Annotated in this window: 16 protein-coding genes; 3 read left to right on the plus strand and 13 right to left on the minus strand. The window is 66.6% G+C overall.

Translation table 11 applies throughout. The features are described 5' to 3' along the window. Position 1: 1 nt before the first annotated feature. The 13 genes from trbE to BZG35_RS17105 form a co-directional block, all read right to left on the minus strand. Positions 2 to 2,455 (minus strand): conjugal transfer protein TrbE, encoded by a 2,454-nt coding sequence (trbE, locus tag BZG35_RS17045; protein WP_077357517.1) that lies wholly within the window; start codon positions 2,453 to 2,455, stop codon positions 2 to 4. 9 nt (positions 2,456 to 2,464) lie between these two features. Beyond that, positions 2,465 to 2,743, minus strand: a complete 279-nt coding sequence (locus BZG35_RS17050; RefSeq protein WP_077357519.1) for a VirB3 family type IV secretion system protein — start codon at positions 2,741 to 2,743, stop codon at positions 2,465 to 2,467. Beyond that, complete coding sequence (locus BZG35_RS17055) at positions 2,743 to 3,063, minus strand: TrbC/VirB2 family protein (protein ID WP_077357521.1); 321 nt, start codon at positions 3,061 to 3,063, stop codon at positions 2,743 to 2,745. The genes BZG35_RS17050 and BZG35_RS17055 overlap by 1 nt, the downstream gene beginning before the upstream one ends. A 779-nt stretch (positions 3,064 to 3,842) precedes the next feature. After that, positions 3,843 to 4,148, minus strand: a complete 306-nt coding sequence (locus tag BZG35_RS17060; protein WP_077357523.1) for a UBP-type zinc finger domain-containing protein — start codon at positions 4,146 to 4,148, stop codon at positions 3,843 to 3,845. Positions 4,149 to 4,476: 328 nt separating this feature from the next. Beyond that, positions 4,477 to 4,902 carry a response regulator gene (locus BZG35_RS17065; protein WP_256364122.1) on the minus strand — a complete coding sequence of 142 codons (426 nt, stop codon included), beginning with the start codon at positions 4,900 to 4,902 and terminating at the stop codon, positions 4,477 to 4,479. Positions 4,903 to 4,985: 83 nt separating this feature from the next. After that, the gene (locus BZG35_RS17070; RefSeq protein WP_077357525.1) at positions 4,986 to 5,423 is read right to left on the minus strand and encodes a PleD family two-component system response regulator; all 438 of its coding nucleotides are present in this window, start codon (positions 5,421 to 5,423) and stop codon (positions 4,986 to 4,988) included. A 10-nt stretch (positions 5,424 to 5,433) separates the two neighbouring features. Further along, the gene (locus tag BZG35_RS17075) at positions 5,434 to 5,820 is read right to left on the minus strand and encodes a response regulator (RefSeq protein WP_077357527.1); all 387 of its coding nucleotides are present in this window, start codon (positions 5,818 to 5,820) and stop codon (positions 5,434 to 5,436) included. A gap of 8 nt (positions 5,821 to 5,828) precedes the next feature. Continuing rightward, positions 5,829 to 6,194 (minus strand): response regulator transcription factor, encoded by a 366-nt coding sequence (locus tag BZG35_RS17080; RefSeq protein WP_171982011.1) that lies wholly within the window; start codon positions 6,192 to 6,194, stop codon positions 5,829 to 5,831. A gap of 66 nt (positions 6,195 to 6,260) precedes the next feature. Continuing rightward, positions 6,261 to 8,924 carry a PAS domain-containing protein gene (locus BZG35_RS17085; protein WP_150126087.1) on the minus strand — a complete coding sequence of 888 codons (2,664 nt, stop codon included), beginning with the start codon at positions 8,922 to 8,924 and terminating at the stop codon, positions 6,261 to 6,263. 361 nt (positions 8,925 to 9,285) lie between these two features. Continuing rightward, positions 9,286 to 10,242: a P-type conjugative transfer ATPase TrbB gene (trbB, locus tag BZG35_RS17090; protein WP_077357533.1), complete on the minus strand. Its 957-nt coding sequence runs from the start codon at positions 10,240 to 10,242 to the stop codon at positions 9,286 to 9,288. Beyond that, positions 10,239 to 10,685, minus strand: coding sequence for a hypothetical protein (locus BZG35_RS17095; RefSeq protein WP_216351870.1), 447 nt, complete (start codon positions 10,683 to 10,685; stop codon positions 10,239 to 10,241). The genes trbB and BZG35_RS17095 overlap by 4 nt, the downstream gene beginning before the upstream one ends. After that, complete coding sequence (locus BZG35_RS17100; RefSeq protein WP_253189216.1) at positions 10,672 to 12,549, minus strand: type IV secretory system conjugative DNA transfer family protein; 1,878 nt, start codon at positions 12,547 to 12,549, stop codon at positions 10,672 to 10,674. The genes BZG35_RS17095 and BZG35_RS17100 overlap by 14 nt, the downstream gene beginning before the upstream one ends. Before the next feature lie 197 nt (positions 12,550 to 12,746). Further along, positions 12,747 to 13,151, minus strand: coding sequence for a thermonuclease family protein (locus BZG35_RS17105; RefSeq protein WP_077357535.1), 405 nt, complete (start codon positions 13,149 to 13,151; stop codon positions 12,747 to 12,749). Between the two features lie 230 nt (positions 13,152 to 13,381). Here BZG35_RS17105 and radC point away from each other — a divergent pair, with 230 nt between their 5' ends. The 3 genes from radC to BZG35_RS17120 are packed head-to-tail and all read left to right on the plus strand — an operon-like array spanning position 13,382 to position 16,997. Continuing rightward, positions 13,382 to 13,987: a DNA repair protein RadC gene (radC, locus tag BZG35_RS17110; protein WP_256364159.1), complete on the plus strand. Its 606-nt coding sequence runs from the start codon at positions 13,382 to 13,384 to the stop codon at positions 13,985 to 13,987. Beyond that, positions 13,984 to 14,937 carry a toprim domain-containing protein gene (locus tag BZG35_RS17115; RefSeq protein ID WP_077357537.1) on the plus strand — a complete coding sequence of 318 codons (954 nt, stop codon included), beginning with the start codon at positions 13,984 to 13,986 and terminating at the stop codon, positions 14,935 to 14,937. The genes radC and BZG35_RS17115 overlap by 4 nt, the downstream gene beginning before the upstream one ends. Continuing rightward, positions 14,934 to 16,997: a ParB/RepB/Spo0J family partition protein gene (locus BZG35_RS17120; RefSeq protein ID WP_077357539.1), complete on the plus strand. Its 2,064-nt coding sequence runs from the start codon at positions 14,934 to 14,936 to the stop codon at positions 16,995 to 16,997. The genes BZG35_RS17115 and BZG35_RS17120 overlap by 4 nt, the downstream gene beginning before the upstream one ends. The last annotated feature ends 79 nt before the right edge of the window (positions 16,998 to 17,076 follow it).

Here is a 17,076-nt window from a genome sequence, read left to right on the forward strand (position 1 = left end):
TCTACTCGGCCGCGAGCCGATCGGCGAAGGATGGGTCGAAGCTGTCGAAGACGTTGTCGACATGATGCACTCCCTTGGCTTTGAGGAATTCGCGGACGAAGCGGTCCGGACGCGTGTCGTCGGGATCGAGTCCGGCCAGCACGGTCTCGATGAGGGTCTGATCTTCGGGCGACGACGACCCGCACAGGGCGAGGCCCGCCCCGGTCAGCTTCAGGTCGAACATCCGCCGCCCGGCGGGCTGGCGCAGGTAGTAGGATCGCTTCGGGGTCGCCCAGGCGATCAGTTCGAGCTGACGCCGGTTCAGGCCGAACATCCGGTAGAGATCGGCCGAGGCCGGCTCGAGGGCGCGGGGATTGGGCAGGAAGATCTGGGTCGGGCAGCTCTCGATCAGGGCCGAGGCAATCGAGGAGCGCACCACATCATCCAGGGACTGGGTGGCGAAGAGGACGGCCACACCCTTCTTGCGCAGGGTCTTCAGCCACTCCCGGATGCGGGCGGCGAAGGCAGTCTCGCCGAGGAAGAGCCAGGCCTCGTCGAGGATCAGCAGGGTCGGTCGCCCGTCGAAACCACGCTCGATCTCATGGAACAGGGCGCCCAGCACCGGAGCGACCGCGGACGGCGTCGCCATCAGGCTCTCAAGCTCGAAACAATCAAAGGCCGCCGGCGTCGTGTCGTCCGGCGCCACGCCGTCGACGAGCGCGCCGTGCGGACCCTTCAGCGTCAGGGGTTCGAGCGCCGCGGCGACGGCCTTGTCCTGGACGAGGGCGCAGAAGACGGTCAGCGTCCGTTGGCCGGCGGGGGCCTGGGCCAGGGCGCCGAGCGCGGCCCAGATCTCCTCGCGGACCCGCGGGACCGGCTCCAGACCCGCGAGCCGAACGGCGTCGGCGAGCCACTCCGAGGCCCAGGCCCGCTCGCCCTCGTCGTCGATCCGGGCCAGGGGCTGCAGGGTGAAATCGCCGCCGGGCCGCAGGGGATGCCAACGACCGCCGACGGCCAGGGCCGCCGCCCGCGCGCTGCGGCCCTTGTCGAAGGCGACCACGCGCGCGCGCGGATACCGGAACCACTGGAGCGCCAGGAAGGCCAGCAAAGCGCTCTTGCCGGCCCCGGTCGGCCCGACCACCATGGTGTGACCGACGTCGCCGACGTGGAGCTCGAGCCGGAAGGGGGTCGAGCCGCTGGTGCGCGCCACGGCCAGCGGCGGACCGCCCAGATGAGCGTCGCCCGATGGTCCGGCCCACACGGCCGAGACCGGCAGAAGATCGGCCAGGTTCAGCGTCGAGACCAGAGGACGCCGGACATCAGCATAGGGTTCGCCGGGGAGAGAGCCGAGCCAGGCCTCGACCGCGTTTAGATCCTCCGTGCGGGCGATGAACCCCTGGGCGTTCAGGGTCGCCTCGACCGCGCGGGCCTGCTCGGCGGCCCGGTCCGGATCGCGCGCCAGGAGGGTGATGGTGGTGGTCAGATAGCCGTAGGCGCAGGCGTCCGACCCGAGGGCCTCCAGAGCGCCATCGCACTCCTCGGCCTTGGCGGCGGCGTCGGTATCGAGGAGCGGGACCTCCTCCTTGGTGATCGCCTCGCGCAGCAGGGCCCCGACGCCCTTCCGCTTGGCGAACCACCGCTTGCGCAGCTTGACCAGCTCGACCTCGGCGTCCGCCTTGTCCAGGCCGAGCCATCGGGCGGACCAGCGGTAAGCGAACGGCAGGGCGCCGAGCGCATCGAGCAGGCCCGGTCGGGTGCTCGCCGGGAGGCCCCGGACCGAGACCACCTTCAGCGTGTGACCGTCCAGGGTCGGGCTGACGCCGCCGACAAGCGGCGCGTCCGCCAGCCAGGCATCCAGAAACATCGGGGTGTCCGGGGCTTCGAGCCTGACCGGGCGCGGCGAGACGCAGGCATGAAGCCAGGTCAGCAGGGCCCCGTCATCCAGCGGCTCGACCTCGGGCAGGGCGTCGGCGATCAGGTCGGCGATCTGCGCGATCTCGCGACGATAGGCGTCCAGGGCCGTGCGCCAATCGCGGCTGGCCGGCTCCGCGCCGTCGAACAGCCAGCGCTCGACGCGTCGCGTATCGTCCGCAGGCGGCAACCAGGTCAGGGCGGCGCGATAGTCCGTCTCGTACGCCGGCTCGCTCGTCTCGAAGAGCGCCCGTCGCTCCGCGTCGACGAGCCAGGCCGCACCGTCCTCGAAAGCGCTGTGCGGATAGGGGTCGGCCGCGCGCCGGCGGGCGTCCACGTGCAGGCACCAGCCGCTGCCCAGGCGCTTGAGCGCATTGTTCAGCCGGGCCCGCACAGACATCAGCTCTGCGTCAGAGGCGGACTCCAGATCCGGTCCACGGAACCGCAGTCCGGAAGTGAAGGACCCGTCCTTGTTCAGAATGATCCCGGGCGCGACCAGGGCGGCCCACGGCAGATGATCGGCCAGCAGAGCCGGACGCTGTCGGTGTTCGTCAAGAAAGCGCATGATCGGGCCTCAGGCGTCCAGATGGCCGGGTAGGGCCAGGTGCCGGCGCAGCACGTCAAAGAACCGCTTGTCGGCCCGGGCGGCGTAGAGGCCGACCGCATGCGCGACCACCCACCACAGCAGGCCGAGCCACCAGATCCGCAGGGCGAGGCCGAGCACTACGGCGATCGTGCCCATCACGATGGCGTAGTCCCGCGGCATCCCCGCGATCGTCACCGGTTCGGTGAGGGCGCCGGCGACGGGGAGGTCCCAGCCCGTCGGGCGAGCGTCTGGCGGCGCGCCGGTCATCAGCCGATCTCCATGCCGCCGGCGAACCCGAAGAATTCGAGGAAGAAGGTCGAGGCCGCGAAGGCGATCGACAATCCGAACAGGATGCCGAGCCCGCGCCGCATCGACGAGCCGTTCTCGCTCATGGCGACGCCGGCGCCGAACAGCACCACGGCGATGACCGCGGCGGCCTGGACGACGGGCCCCGTCACGGACTCCACGATCTGTTGCAGCGGACCTTCCCAGGGCATGCCTGAGCCACCTGCCCAGGCCTGACCCGCCGACAGAAGGCCGCAAGTCACCGTCGCAGCCAAAAGGCCACGTTGAAGTAAACGTCGCATAATGAATATCCTGCTGAGTGCGCAAACGGATGCACTGGCAACTCAAGGCAAGCAAAACTGCCCACAGACTGTCAACAATGACTTGGAATATATTTTTTGCAGTTCGATAGCGTCACGACGAAGGGGGCCAGAGTCGGCATCCCAAGTGGGAGATGCGGGCCCGGCAACTCATCTGCGACTTGCCAGATCGGCCACGAACGCCCGCCGGGACGGGCATTTTCAGTATTGACGCCAAGGTCTCGCCATCGTGCACGAGGCTTTTCCGTGCTGGTGCCCGGTGTCGCTGCTCGCTCCACGCGCGCATTCAGGTTGTGCACAGGTCGAAGGAATATTGTTCGTTCGGACCGTCGATCGAGCGTTCGCCTGGCGCAGCGCCCCATCTGCGTCGGACGAGACACCTTCGAGGCGGCCTCATCTCCATCGTTACAGCGGCGCTTCAATGAAGATTTAAGTCGGAACCGTTGCGTTAAGCTTCGCATCTCATCCGCTGATGATCGCGGACGAGCGCGATGCCTCTTTATTCCTTCCGTCTTCACGATGGTCCGGCGTTCACGCCGCTCATGCGGACCGTCAAGGCCGCAGACGATAAGGAAGCGAGCGATCTAGCGCAGTTGAGGCTGACTCTCACCAGTATGTTCACGCATGCTGCGGTCCATCACACCGGCTAAAGATATGCCCGGCTTAAGCGTGACAGCCAGCGGCTCTTGCCGCGTCCGCGTCACCTCGGCACCCGACACTTCGTCGGTCGGCGAGCACGCTGGAGAAATCGGGCAGGTCGCTCAATAGTATCGGGGGATCGGGCCGAGCTGCGGCGTCTGGCCGGGTAGGTCGACTTCCACCTCGTCGACGTAGCACCAGCCCCAACCCTCCGGCGGGTCGTAACCCTCGATGATTGGATGCCCCGTCTGTTGGAAATGAGCGGTCGCGTGCCGGTTTGGGGATTGGTCGCAGCAACCGACATGCCCGCACTCGCGGCAGAGACGCAGATGCAACCAGGCGTCGCCGATCTTCAGACAGTCCTCGCAGCCTCGGTCGCTCGGCGTGACGTCTTGTATCGTCGATAAGTGGCTGCACGGGTCCGTCATGATCGTCTCCCTTCGCCTACGGCGAGCGGATCGTCGTTAAGCGAGGCGAGAGAGCTATTGGTAGGCCCGACCGCCGCATCCTCGCAGCTCCCGTTCCTTGTCACAGCAAACCTGTCGTCCCGGCTTGGCCTCAGGGTCAACCGGCGGCGGCGGGTAGGGTTCCGCCCCCTGGGGACATGGCCCGGTAAGAGCCATCCCAATGTCGGTCTAGCGCCAGACGCAGACGTTCGCTCCGCGCCCGAAACACGACATTCTGCTCCAGGTCGAAATCTTTCAACTTCGGCTTCTTTGTTGGCGGCAATGAACGACCCGGACCTGAGTTGTCACCCTAGCAGTTGAGGTAGCCGACCGATCTCGGTTGGGCAGCTACGGTCGCGGCCGGCGCCCCTGCGAGCAGGCGTTTGACCCGTTTGAGCAACTGATCCGGGCGGAAAGGCTTGGTGATGAAGTCGGCGGCGCCGTTCGATACCGCACATCGGACGTCCCGCTCGCAACGTGATGCGGTCAACATCAGGACCGGCGTGTCTCGATGAAAGCGATCGGCCTTCAAGGTACGCAACACGTCAAAGCCATCCAACACCGGCATGGATACGTCCAGGATCACGAGGTCTGGACAGTCGCTGTATGCACGATGAAGCGCGTCTTCGCCGTCCTGGGCTACCGTTACCGTCATGCCGTGACCTTCCAGGGTCTGCCGCACCAGAGCCGCTAGGTACCGGTCATCTTCGGCAACCAGAATTCGGGGTTGGGGCAAGTGGGGTCACCGTTCACTGGGACCGACACGGCCCCTCTCGCAGAGCAATCTGGCGGGCACAGGTGAAAATCGGGTTTCGAGAATCAGGATCCTTTATGGGCTCTCGTATAGTCGTCCAGCCAGAGAAGCGTGTCCTGTTCCAACAGATCGCAGACCATGTCCGCCAGGGCGTCGGGCTGGATGGGTTTGCAGACGTATCCCGACGCCCCGGCCTGTTTCGCCCGAACGATGTCCTCCACATCATGCGAGGCCGTGAGCATCAGGATCCGGACATTATCCCATGAGGGGGCGGCCCGGAGATGACGCAGAAGCTCCAGCCCCGGAACGTCCGGAAGCCCGAGATCGAGAAGGACCAGGTCCGGCGGCGTCTTGGCCATGCGCGCCAAGGCCTCGGCTCCGGTGCCCACGACTGTGATCGTTTGCCCCCTCGACGAGAGAATCGCCTGGGCAAGTTGTCGGATGAAAGGGTCGTCATCGACGACCAAGACTTGATGAGATCGCTGCGGCTTCTGACCAGACACCTCTGGGCGCCTAGGCGGCGATCATGCGGTCAACCGCATTGATCAAGGCATCGCCTGAGAGCGGCTTTTCCAGCCAAGTCGCGCCGAGATTTTCTGCTTCACGGCGGCTAGCGTCGGACGACCAGGCCGTCAGCATCAGGACCGGCGTCTCAGCGATGTCCGGGTCCGCTCGGATTTGCTTGAGCGTGTCCGTGCCTGACAGGCCCGGCATGGAAAAATCCATGATGATGGCGGCCGGTGCAAGGGACCGCGCCTTAGCGACACCCTCGGCGCCCCCGTCAGCGAGGGTCACGACATGCCCCGCGCTCTCCAGATGGACGCGCGTCAATTCTCGCATGAAGGGGTCGTCATCTATGACCAAGATCGAATGGCGAGTGCTCACTTGGACGCAATCCATAACTAGAATCAGGCGGCCAAAGCCATCCAGTTCTCGACAAGTTGGCCTTGAGTGAATGGCTTAGCAAGCTGAGCCTTAGCGCCGAATGTCTCTGCGAGTTTCATGTAGAAGGCAGGGCCGAGACGCCCCCCGCCGGTCACGGCAAGGACGGCCATGTCCGGCGCAATTGCGCCCAACTGCAGCAGCACCTCAACGCCGTCGACTTCAGGCAGGATGATATCCAGCACCATGCTGGCGTCAGGATGCCGGCGAGCCATAGCCAACGCCTGACGACCATCTACGGCGTGGATCACTTCAACATCCGCCGACACCAGGGCCGCGCTGATTTCGGAGGACCAGAAGGGGTCGTCCTCGACGACAATGCATTTCGACACGGACGAACTCACAGCGATGGTCGGACTACGCCCCCGGCTACAGAACGTCGTTTACTATAGCAACTTTCACGCGATCGCTATCTGATTTATCAGCTCACGGATAAACGTATCGAGCAGTTCGGTTTCTGCGCCCAGATCGCGGCACCGTTTGGCAGCCGCTTCAAGATCGAAAGCGGCGCTGGAAACCCCCATGAAGCCAAAGCTGCCTGCCGTTCCTGCGATGGAGTGGCTATAGGCCGCCATGGCGTCGGCTCTACGGTCGGAAGGCAAGGCGCGGAGGCGGGCGAACTCGCCCGCGAACGTATCCATTTGCGCCCTGTACCGCGCTTTCAGCTCTGCAAGAGGGTCCTGCGTGATGCTGTCTTCCGGGGCCTTCGCAGGCGAGCGATCGTGCAACCCGGCCACGCGGGAAAGCAGGCCCAAGAGGTCCTCCACCTTGATGGGCTTGCCGAGATGGTCGTCCATTCCGGCAGCGCGACAGGCCTCTATCTGATCTGCCAGTACGTTCGCGGTCAGGGCGGCCACGGGAATGTCTTGCGCCCCGTTGTCCATCGCGCGGATCAAACGGGTCGCGGCCAGACCGTCCATGCCCGGCATCTGCACATCCATGAGGACGAGATCGAACGCGGTGTTTCGGCCAAGCATTTCGACCGCCTCGTCTCCAGACGTGGCGCAAACGACGGCGTGCCCCTCGCGCGAAAGCAAGATTTCCAGAAGTTCGAGATTGGTCGCCACGTCATCCACGGCGAGAATCCGCAGGGGCCGGCTCGATGAGGCTTTTGTCGGCGCGATTGCCGGGGGTGATTGAGCCTCGGCAGGCGAATAGGGCAGGTTGAAGATCGCCGTGGTCCCGACGTCGGGCTGGCTCTCCAGGGTCACGTCGCCTTGCATCAGGCGGGCGAGGGATCGGCTGATGTTGAGCCCCAGACCGGTCCCGCCATACCTGCGGCCGACCGCCGTGTCGGCCTGGGTGAAGCCCTGAAAGAGACGGGCGAGGGCTTCGGGCGCGATACCGATCCCGGTGTCGATGACCCTCAAGTCGAGTCGACCGCCCGACATGCCGACGCTCAGCGTGACGGAGCCCGCGTGCGTGAACTTCGCTGCATTGCCGAGCAGGTTCAGCAGCACCTGCCTGGTGCGTTGCTCGTCACCAATGATCCAGGGGCTGACGGCGGCGTCGAAGGCGAGTCTGAGATCCAGGCGCCCGGCCACGCTCACCTGCGTCAGGTCGACCACATCGGCGGCGAGGCCCTTCAAGTCGAAGGCCCTTCGCTCCGTCGTCATCTTGCCGGACTCGATCTTGGAGAAATCGAGAATGTCGTCGATCAGAGCGGACAGCCCCTTTCCGGCGGTGCGGATGCGATCGAGGTATCGCCGCTGATCGTGGTCCAGCGATGTGTTGGACAGCACCTCCGCGAATCCCAGCACGCCGTTGAGGGGCGTGCGGATTTCGTGACTCATGTTGGCCAGGAAGTCGGCCTTGGTCCGGGCGGCGTCTTCGGCGACCGCTCGTGCTTCGGCCAGAGCCATCTCACGTTCGCGACGGTCGGTGACGTCGCGAACGGAATCGTTGATCTCGACGATGACGTCATTCTCATCGCGCTGGAAACGGGATCGCGCTTCGAGCCACCGAACCAAGCCATCCTTGGTCAGCGCTCGATATTCGACGGTGAGCGGCAATCGGGTCTTGGCAGCCTGTCTGAACTCCCGGGCGATGCGGGCATGATCTTCGGGAACCATGAAGTCATAGGGCGTGCGCCCGATCATCTCTTCCGGAGCGTATCCGAGCAGTTCTTTGATAGACGGCGACAGGTAGCTGAAAATACCCTCGGGACTGTAGGTGGCGATGACGTCGCTCACATTGTCGGCCAGCAGGCGATAGCGCTGTTCCTGCTCGACCGCCGTCTCGATGGCCCTGCGCTCGTCTGTAAGGTCCTTGAACACGCCGAAGAAGCCCGTGACACGACCCGTGGTGTCCCGTTGCACCTCCGCCAGCGAACGCACGTTGCGGCGCGAGCCGTCCGAGCGGACCAATATGGCGTCAAACTCCCAGCCCTGGCCGTTTTCGCTGCGCGTCTTGATCAGGTCGGCGATGAGTTTTCGATCCTCCTCGACGTAAAACGCCAGGGCGTCGCCAAGGCCGGGATTATAGGTCGCGGGGTCCTCGCCGTGAATCGCATAGACCTGCGGCGACCAGAACACGGCGCCGGTCTGGGTATTCAGGGTCCAGTAGCCCGTTGCGGATAGCCGTTCGCCGAGATCGAGGATGCGATGCCTGTCCTCAAGGTCCTTCCTCGCGCGCGACAGGTCGATCTGGTCCACGACGAGATCAGCCAGAGCGCACAGATGGGCGAGATCCGCCTCGTCCGGAGCCGGACGCGCCTCGGTGTCGATCACGCAGAGCGAGCCGAGGTTTACCCCTTCGCTCGTCGTCAGGGTCGCGCCGGCGTAGAAGCGGATGTGCGGCGCGCCGGTGACGAGGGGATTGTCCTTGAACCGCGCGTCGAGTGTCGCATCCTCGACGACCATGACCGCATGCGCGCCAAGTTGAATGGCATGATCGCAGAACGCCCAGCCGCGTTCGGTTTCACGGACATCAAGGCCAATGCAGGACTTGAACCACTGCCTGTCCGTATCGACGAGCGACACCAGCGCGATCGGCACCTTGAAGTGCGCGGCAGCCATCGCGGTGATGCGATCAAACCTTGCTTCAGGCGGAGTATCGAGCACGGCCTGATCGTGCAGAACGCCTAGCCTTGCAAACTCGTCCACTGCCTTCACCCTCCGTGCCACGCAGACATATCGGCGCGCATCGTAAGGAATTGCTATCGACGATTCAGACGCGCTGAACCTGCACTACTCACCATTTGGACCGTAGAGCCTTTCGTCCGGCGGCCGAGCTGTAAGTGGCGTCATGGCGATCACCCCAAAGCAGACCTTCCGAATGACCGAGACGAGTCAAAAGCGGCCTCGAACTCCCGCTGAAATAACTGCACCAGCAATCCTGCGATGAGTTCGCGAGGCTGCGACGCACGGTTGCCGGGGGCTCGGTTTAGGTCGGAGGCCCGCTTTTGGAAGGATCGACGTCCGGCTAGCCGAGGCAGACCAGGCGATACTCGTTATCCGAAAAGCCCTGCACTTCCAGCACGGCGTCCACGACCCGGCCGGCGGTCGTGCGGCGGATCTGGATGATGACGTCGACACCCTGTGCGAGGGTGCGCCGTGAGACCGCCGGCAGAACCTCCGCGATCAGATCCTCCAGGCGGATGAGAGCCTCGTGCGCGGAGTTGGCGTGGATCGTCGACAGGCCGCCAGGGTGGCCGGTGTTCCATGCCTTCAAGGTCTCCAGCGCGGCTGACCCATCCCTCATCTCACCGATGACGATCCGGTCGGGACGCATGCGCAGGGCGTCGCGCACGAGATCGACGACGCCGATCACCACAGGGTATCTTCTTGTGAGGGTCGCCACGAGATCCCAGGCCGAGCACTGCAGCTCCGGAGTGTCCTCGATCAGGAAAACCCTGTCGTTGGCGAACGACGGCTCGGCCAGAAGGGCGTTGGCGAGCGTCGTCTTGCCCGATCCCGTTCCGCCCGAGATCAACAGGTTGCGCCGGTTCTGGACCGCGTCTCGCAGAGCGGCGGCCTGAGCCCCGGTCATGACACCGTCGCGCACATAGTCGTCCAGGCCCCAGATCACCGAGGGGCGTTTGCGGATCGAAAAGGCCGGGCCCGCGGTCACCGGGGGTAGGAACCCCTGAAAGCGTTCACCCGTCACCGGAAGTACGCCGGACAGCCGTGGCGTCTCTCGCGTCACCAGTTCTCCGACATAGTCCGCGATCAACCGGACGACCCGGTCGCGGGCATCCGGGTCGAGACGGACGCTCGTGTCGCGCCGCCCCTCCCCCGTGCGGTCGAGAACGAGCCTCCCATCGGGGTTCACGAGGATCTCGACCACCGACGGGTCCAACAAGGCCTCGAGAATGGTCGGTCCGAGGGCATGACGGAGCGCCTCGAGTTTGCGCTCGACGACGATTGGATGGGCGATCATTCCGCACCTGACGGAGGGCGTGGCGCATCGCCCTGAACCTGCTGGCGCTGTGATCGGGACCCGGCGATGAGACGCGCCGCCGTGTCGTCGAGAAGCCTCTCGATCCGTCGGTCTACGGCCGCGCGGGTGACGGGGTCCTGGTCGGTGACGGCATCCGGCAGCCGAAGGAAGAAGGCCCGGGCGACCTCGATGAGGAGTTCCTGGATGATCTGCACGTCCCGGGCCGTGGAGCGCATATGATCGCGCAGGGCCCGATCCAGCTGGAGAAGCCGATCCTCGGGATCGGCGGGGATGCTTCGAGCGAGGCCCTTGCCGATAACCCGACCCGCTGCCTGACTGAGGGGGATGTTGGCGGTGCGAGCCTCCCGCTGGAGGGCGGCGATCACCCGGGGGTCGGTGAGATAGACCTGCACCCGCGTCGCCGTGGCGTCAGGCCCGGCCATCGGAATCTCCCTGAAGGCCGTCGAGGATCGCCTGTTCGGCGGCGTAGGCGGTCGAGATCCGTTCGTAGGTCTCGGCCGCCCTGGCCGCGACACGCTTGTCATGGATGGCGGCCTCGACCTCCTTGAACAGCGGCAGCGCCGCCTCGGGGTCCTCGCCGAAACTGCGTCGCCCCGCCCAGGGATGAGGCGGCGCGCCCGGGCTGTCGATCCGCAGCAGCTGGTTCGGCGGAACGAGGTCGGCCCGGCTTCGGAAGGGCTTCTGGCGATCATACTGGACCTTGCGGGTTCGCAGCGGCCGATGGCCGGCGGCGAAGGTCAGCTGGACGTCATCCGGCAAGGCCCGGATCTCGCCGGGTTCGAGCAGGGGGCGCTCAACGTGAGACTGGCTGACCGAGCTGCGGCCGCCGCCGAGGCCGGCCGGGCCGCTGCGACTGGTCTTGCGCTCCAGCACCGTGCCGGTGAGCTTCGAGACCTTGTCCTGCGTCAGGGGATCGAGCGCGCTGAAGGCGGTGTAGACATGACAGTTGTCCAGGATGGTGTTGTTGACGCCGTAGGTCTCGACGATGTCATTCAGGGATTGCGCCACGAACATGGTCTTGATCCCGTAGCCGCTCATGAGCCGCAGGGATTTCTCGAAGAAGGCCAGCCTTCCGAGCAGAGGAAACTCATCCATCAGCATCAGGAGGCGTCGCTTTTTCGGACGGCCTGCGTCGTCCCTGGTCTCGTGGGTGGTGAGCGTCTGGGCCGCCGCATAGAAAAGCAGCCGCACCACCGGCTTCAGGGCGACGGCGTCGGCGGGCGCGACCTGGACATAGAGGGAGATCGGAGCCTCCGCGCACATCAGGTCACCGAGGGAAAAGTCCGAAGCGGACAGGGATCGCTCCAGATCCTCGCCCGCAAGCCATTTCAGATAGCTGCGCGCCGTCCCCTGCACCGATGTGCGGAACCGGTCGTGCATCGCCGCATAGCCCTTGACGGCGGTCGAGATGAAGGGATGCACCTCGGGGTCGCCGCCCGGGTCCTTCCGGTGCAGCGTCCTGACCATCACGTCGGCGGCCGCATCCAGGTCCGCCAGCAGGGCGCGGACCGTGAGGAGCGACTTGTCCGCATCGGGCGCCGTGTAGAGCACATGCAAAATCACGGCCTCCATGATCTCGGACGCGGCCTTGTCCCAGATGGCTTCGTCGTCCCGCGCACCTCCGGGGTCGCTGAGGATGGCGACCAGCCGCTGGACCTGCGCCAGTTCCTGGGGACCGGGACGGATCTCGGCGAGCGGATTGAACCGCGCCGAAGCGGGGTCCCGCGGATTGAAGAACAGGGCATGGCTGTGAATCGAGCGCCACCCCGCCGTGACCCGCCAGAGTTCTCCCTTGGGATCGTGCGCCAGGACGCTGTCCGTCCAGCTCAACAGGGTTGGAATGACATGACCGCGTCCCTTGCCCGCGCGGGTGCCCCCGGTCACCAAGGTCGGACGGAGATCCATCGTCGCCAGAAGTCTGCCGTCCAGCCGTCCCAGAACGCACCCCGCCCCGTCGCGCAGTCCGGCGCGGGATGCTTCTGCGAGTCCGCCCCAGCCCCTGGTCCGGCGTGGGCTCGCGCCGTCGAACAGCAGGGTCGCTCCCATCCCGGATGCCGTAACCAGAAGAAAGGCGGAGACCGGCAGGGAGAAGGCCTCGGGGTACTGGACCCCGAACGTCTGGCGCCAGAGGATGATCGACCACGGCCAATAGACTCCCACGTCGTCCGCCCGAAGGTTCGGGCCCAGCGCAGCGTGAAACGCGAACTGCCAGGCAAAACACTGGGTCGCGGCCTGAAGGCCAGCGAGGACCGCAACGGCGGTGACGACCAAACGCATCTGAGACATGGAGCCGATCCCACAGGCTGACAGACGCCCAAGGGAGAGGCTCGATTCAGGCGGCTTTCTGGCGGGACGGGGCCGATCGTCCGTCGCTTTGGATCAATATATTCGCCTGACGTTGCAGAACGGGCCGCGCGGCCAGCCTCAGGTCGCCAATATATTCTCGCGACCTCACCGCTGGACGGTCACGCCCGAGGAGAGGCTCAGTTTCCCCCCTCGCGGCCGCCGGCCGCTCGCAGCAGATCGCCCAATCCTCTTCCGTCCAGCCTGCATTGGGCGATTACGCGATCGTAGACGATGATCCGACCGCTGCGGCCGCGCACCGCCGTGCAACTCAGACGCCGACCCTGGACCAAGCGCGAGAGCCGGTCCCGATCCGCACGGCCCGTCGGGCTGTGCAGTTCAGGCGCGTCGAAGTCCGCCAAACGGACCTCGACCCAGGTCCGGGGGTCCGCGGCCTCACCGACGCACAGGCTGTCGCCATCCCCCACGTAGCGCACAAGCCCGCCGAACCCCTGTCCGGCCTGCGTGGGCAGCCGTCCCTCGCAAGGGTCGGCGCACGCGACGGCCGGAACAACCAGGACGGCGAGGGCGAGGATCCATTTCATGGGCAAAGGGTGACCGGTTCGCCCGCAGACGCCAAGTCCTGCTTGTCGAGACACGGGCCCGCGGGGCGACGTCCATTCCGGGCCGTTGGGACGCGGGGGAAAGGAAGGGAGGCGGCGGGCGCTCCGATTGGGAGCGGACGATGGAGACCGCCGCCATGAGACCCCTGCCCCGATCCCCGGCCGACGTTCCGGATCCATACGCCTCAGAGCAGATCGGAGCCCTTGCGGGGCTGGACGATCCCACCCTTCTCGCGCTCCTGCTCACACGCGGCTCTTCGTGCGACGATCCACACCAGATGGCTCGCGTACTGTTCGAGCGTTTCGGCAGTCTGGCGGCGATCGTCTCGGCGGACCTGCCAGAACTGGCCCGCGTGGGCGTCGGACCGGTCGGGCTGACCGACCTCAAGCTCATGCGGATCCTGTGCGAGCGCCTTGCGAGGTGCGAGGCCGCCCGACGGCCTGTCATCTCCTCGTGGTCGGCGCTTCTGTCCTATATCCGCATCGCCCTGGCCGAGGAGTCCCGCGAACAGTTTCGCGCCCTGTTCCTCGACCGCCGGAACCAGTTGATCCGCGATGAGATGGTCGCCTTCGGGACCGTCGATCACGCCCCGGTCTATCCCCGGGAGGTGGTTCGCCGGGCGCTCGATCTCTCGGCCTCCGCCCTCATCCTCGTGCACAACCATCCATCCGGCGATCCCGAACCCTCGCGGGCCGATATCACCATGACCCGAACGGTCGCGGACGCCGCCAAACTCTTCGACATCCAGGTGCACGATCACCTGATCGTCGGACGCGACGGGACGGCGAGCCTGCGCACCCTGGGACCGCTCGGATGACCTTGGCCGGCATCGTCCGCACGCTCGGCGGCGACCTGTATCAGCACGGCCTTCGCGCCAACGTTCCAGCCCCTGGCCATGGGGCGCACGATCGGTCCGTATCCCTGCTGATGACCGACGGCCGGCTGGTCGTCCATTCGTTCGGCGCCGCCGACTGGCGAGAGGTCATGGATGATCTTCGGCGGCGCGGACTGATCGATGGAGACGCGCGGGTCGTCGGCGGCGGCAGCGGCGGCGCGCCGGCTCGCAACGATGTGTCCCGGAGGCTGGCCGTCGCCCGGGACCTCTGGTCGGCCGGGCTGAGCACCGGGCCGACCGGTCTCGTCGCCCGCCATCTCGTATGCAGAGGCGTCGTCTGGTCTTCGGGGATCGGCGGCCTGCTCGAACATCCGGCGGCGCCCCTGTCCGTCTACCGTGCAGGGGGTCGTGTCAGCCGGGCGATGATGGCCCGCATCCAGTCCGTCGACGGCGCCACCACCGCCGTCGAACTGACCTATCTGAACCCGAGCGCGCGGCCGGCGACGGGGCTGCGCGTTCCACGCAAGACCGTGGGCACGGTGCCTGCGGGTTCGGCCGTGAGACTGTCTGGCGCGGCCGCCGCCATGGTGGTGGCCGAAGGGGTCGTGACGACGCTGTCGGCCATGGCCCGATTCGGCCTTCCCGGATGGGCGCTGCTTTCGGCCGGCAATCTGGCGCGCTGGCATGCCCCGCCCGCCGCCCGGCGGGTCGTGATCGCCGGCGATCGAGGAGCCGCCGGTGAGGATGCGGCGCATCGGCTCTACCACACTCTGCGCTCGGCGGGCCTGGAGGCTTCGATCGCCCTTCCGCCCGCGCCGTGGGGGGACTGGAACGAGGCCGGACCGTTCGGTCCAGGGAGGCAAAAGGGAGGGCGGGACGGGGCGCCGGAGACGCGGGGATCGGCCCCGCTCCCGCATGGAGAAACCCCATGAGCCGCATCGAAACCACCGCTCTGGCCGTCGCGCCGACGCCCTTCCAGATCACCGCCGCCCGCATCCGCAGCCTGGTGCCGCTGCGCGAGATCGATATCGCGCCGGAGAACCTCCGCTTCGGCGAGCCGCCCGACGACGACATTCCGCTTCTTGCCGAGACCCTGTTCGCGGCCGGCCAGTTGCAACCGTTGACGGTACGACCGGCCCGGAACCGCAAGGAACGACCCAACATGGCCCTCGACGGTCGCCGGCGTCTACTCGCCCTGCACCATCTGGTCGAGGACGGCCGGATCGACGACGGATTTCTCGTCGACGTCTTCATCGAGACCGACCCGGCCCGCCAGGCTGCGGCAGTGTTGCTGACGAACACGGCCGTCCCCGTCCACATCGCCGACATCATCGCCGCCATCGGCCGGATGCTGAAGGGCAGGCTTGGCATCCCGGCGATGGCCCGGGCCCTCGGTTACGCCGAGGTCGATGTGAAGCGTCTGGCGGCCCTGTCGGCGCTTCCCGAAGACGCGCTCGTCGCGCTGAAATCGGGCCAGCTGAGCCTGCGACAGGCCAAGCTGCTGGCGCGCCTTCCGGACCGCGCCGAACAGGCGGAAATGGCTCGAATGGCGCGCGAGGGCCACGGCTTCCAGGACTGGCGGATCAAGGAACGCCTGGATGACGGCCGGGTCACGACGCGCGACGACCGCTGGGCGCTGGTCGGCCCCGACCGTTACGCCAAGGCCGGGGGCCGCATGGAGGTCGATCTGTTCGACGAGCTGGCGCCGGTCCTGCTCGATCCGGCCGTCCTGACCCGGACCTGGATGGAGCGGGTGCGCGAGGTCGCCCTGGCCTTCGAAGCGGAGGGGCTCGCCGTGCACGTCACGGCGGGCGACCGCCCCGAGCTTCCGGACGACCTCGAAACCCCCGGCTATGTCTACGGCGGCCAGCTGCCCGCCGCGGAGATGGCGACCTATCGCGATCTGAAGGACCGTTTTCACGGCACGGCGGACAAGGTCGCCGAGGTTCTCTCGGCGACCGACGAGGCCCAGCCGGTAAACGGGGCCCTGACCGCCATGATCCACGCCAGACTGGCCATGGACCAAGCGGCGCTGCGCGGACGGCGGGTGACCACGCTCGTCCTCAGTCCCGCCGCCCGCACCGGGCTCGACATCGAATGCTATTCGCCGGTCGAGCCCGAACTCGAGGATGAGTCCGTCGCTATCGAAGGCCGCGTCGAAACCCGAAACGAGATCACGCCCGTCTACGCGGCGCCGGAGGCGGACGCTCCGGAACCCGAGACCGACGGGGTCAACCACAGCCTCCATGCCGTCCGCACCGACGTCGCGACCCGGGGGCTGATCCGCGCGCTCGCCGACGATCCCGGGGCCGCTTTCACCGCGCTGATCGCCCGTCTGTTCGGGCAGGTGGCGATCCGGACCCATGGTCTGCGCTCTGGATCCGCCTTGTCCCTGACCGCATCCGCCTTCAATCCGACCGGAGGACGGGTCATCGAGGCGCTCGACGGCGATGTTCGCCAGCGATTGGACCGGCGACGCGAAGCCTGGGAGGCGTCAGGCCAGACCGTCATCGCCTGGATCCACGGCCTCGCGCACGGTGAGAAGATGGCCCTCCTCGCCGAAGTGACGGCGCTGACGCTCGACCTTCGCGAAGAGCGGACCACCCTGATCCGACGCGCCGCCCGAGCCGAGGCCGCCGAGCTGGCCGCGCTGTGCGGCGCGGACATCACCCTGCATTGGACGCCGGACGCCGATTTCCTCAAACCGCATTCCAAGACGCTTTTGCTGGGCATGCTGGAGGCCATGGGCGCGGACGACCCTCGGGCCGGAGCGCTCAAGAAGAGCGACCTGATCCCCTGGGTCGAGGAAAAGGCGGCCGAAAAAGTCTGGGCGCCCGCGAGCCTGTCCTGGACCGCGCCACCCGAAGGCGAGACCTGGGCCGATATCACCGACGAGGATGTCGAAGATCCGGTCCAGGATGACGCTGACGAGGGAACCGGCACCTTCGAGGTCACCCCCGCCGGGGAGGCCGCTCTGGATCACGCCGCCTGATCGTGCCGCCCTCGAACCGGAGCCCGCCCCGACCCCCGTCGGGGCGGGCTTTCTCGTCGGGGTCCGCCGGCGACCGAAA

This window comes from Brevundimonas sp. LM2, assembly GCF_002002865.1.
GTDB lineage: Bacteria > Pseudomonadota > Alphaproteobacteria > Caulobacterales > Caulobacteraceae > Brevundimonas.

Coding starts and splice junctions, on each gene's coding strand:
- BZG35_RS17095 (WP_216351870.1), bottom strand. CDS start 10,685: ATGGCCGGGCCTGACGCCACGGCGACGCGGGTGCAGGTCTATCTCACC.
- BZG35_RS17115 (WP_077357537.1), top strand. CDS start 13,984: ATGACCTTGGCCGGCATCGTCCGCACGCTCGGCGGCGACCTGTATCAG.
- trbE (WP_077357517.1), bottom strand. CDS start 2,455: ATGCGCTTTCTTGACGAACACCGACAGCGTCCGGCTCTGCTGGCCGAT.
- BZG35_RS17050 (WP_077357519.1), bottom strand. CDS start 2,743: ATGACCGGCGCGCCGCCAGACGCTCGCCCGACGGGCTGGGACCTCCCC.
- trbB (WP_077357533.1), bottom strand. CDS start 10,242: ATGATCGCCCATCCAATCGTCGTCGAGCGCAAACTCGAGGCGCTCCGT.
- BZG35_RS17100 (WP_253189216.1), bottom strand. CDS start 12,549: ATGTCTCAGATGCGTTTGGTCGTCACCGCCGTTGCGGTCCTCGCTGGC.
- BZG35_RS17075 (WP_077357527.1), bottom strand. CDS start 5,820: ATGGATTGCGTCCAAGTGAGCACTCGCCATTCGATCTTGGTCATAGAT.
- BZG35_RS17105 (WP_077357535.1), bottom strand. CDS start 13,151: ATGAAATGGATCCTCGCCCTCGCCGTCCTGGTTGTTCCGGCCGTCGCG.
- BZG35_RS17120 (WP_077357539.1), top strand. CDS start 14,934: ATGAGCCGCATCGAAACCACCGCTCTGGCCGTCGCGCCGACGCCCTTC.
- BZG35_RS17055 (WP_077357521.1), bottom strand. CDS start 3,063: ATGCGACGTTTACTTCAACGTGGCCTTTTGGCTGCGACGGTGACTTGC.
- BZG35_RS17060 (WP_077357523.1), bottom strand. CDS start 4,148: ATGACGGACCCGTGCAGCCACTTATCGACGATACAAGACGTCACGCCG.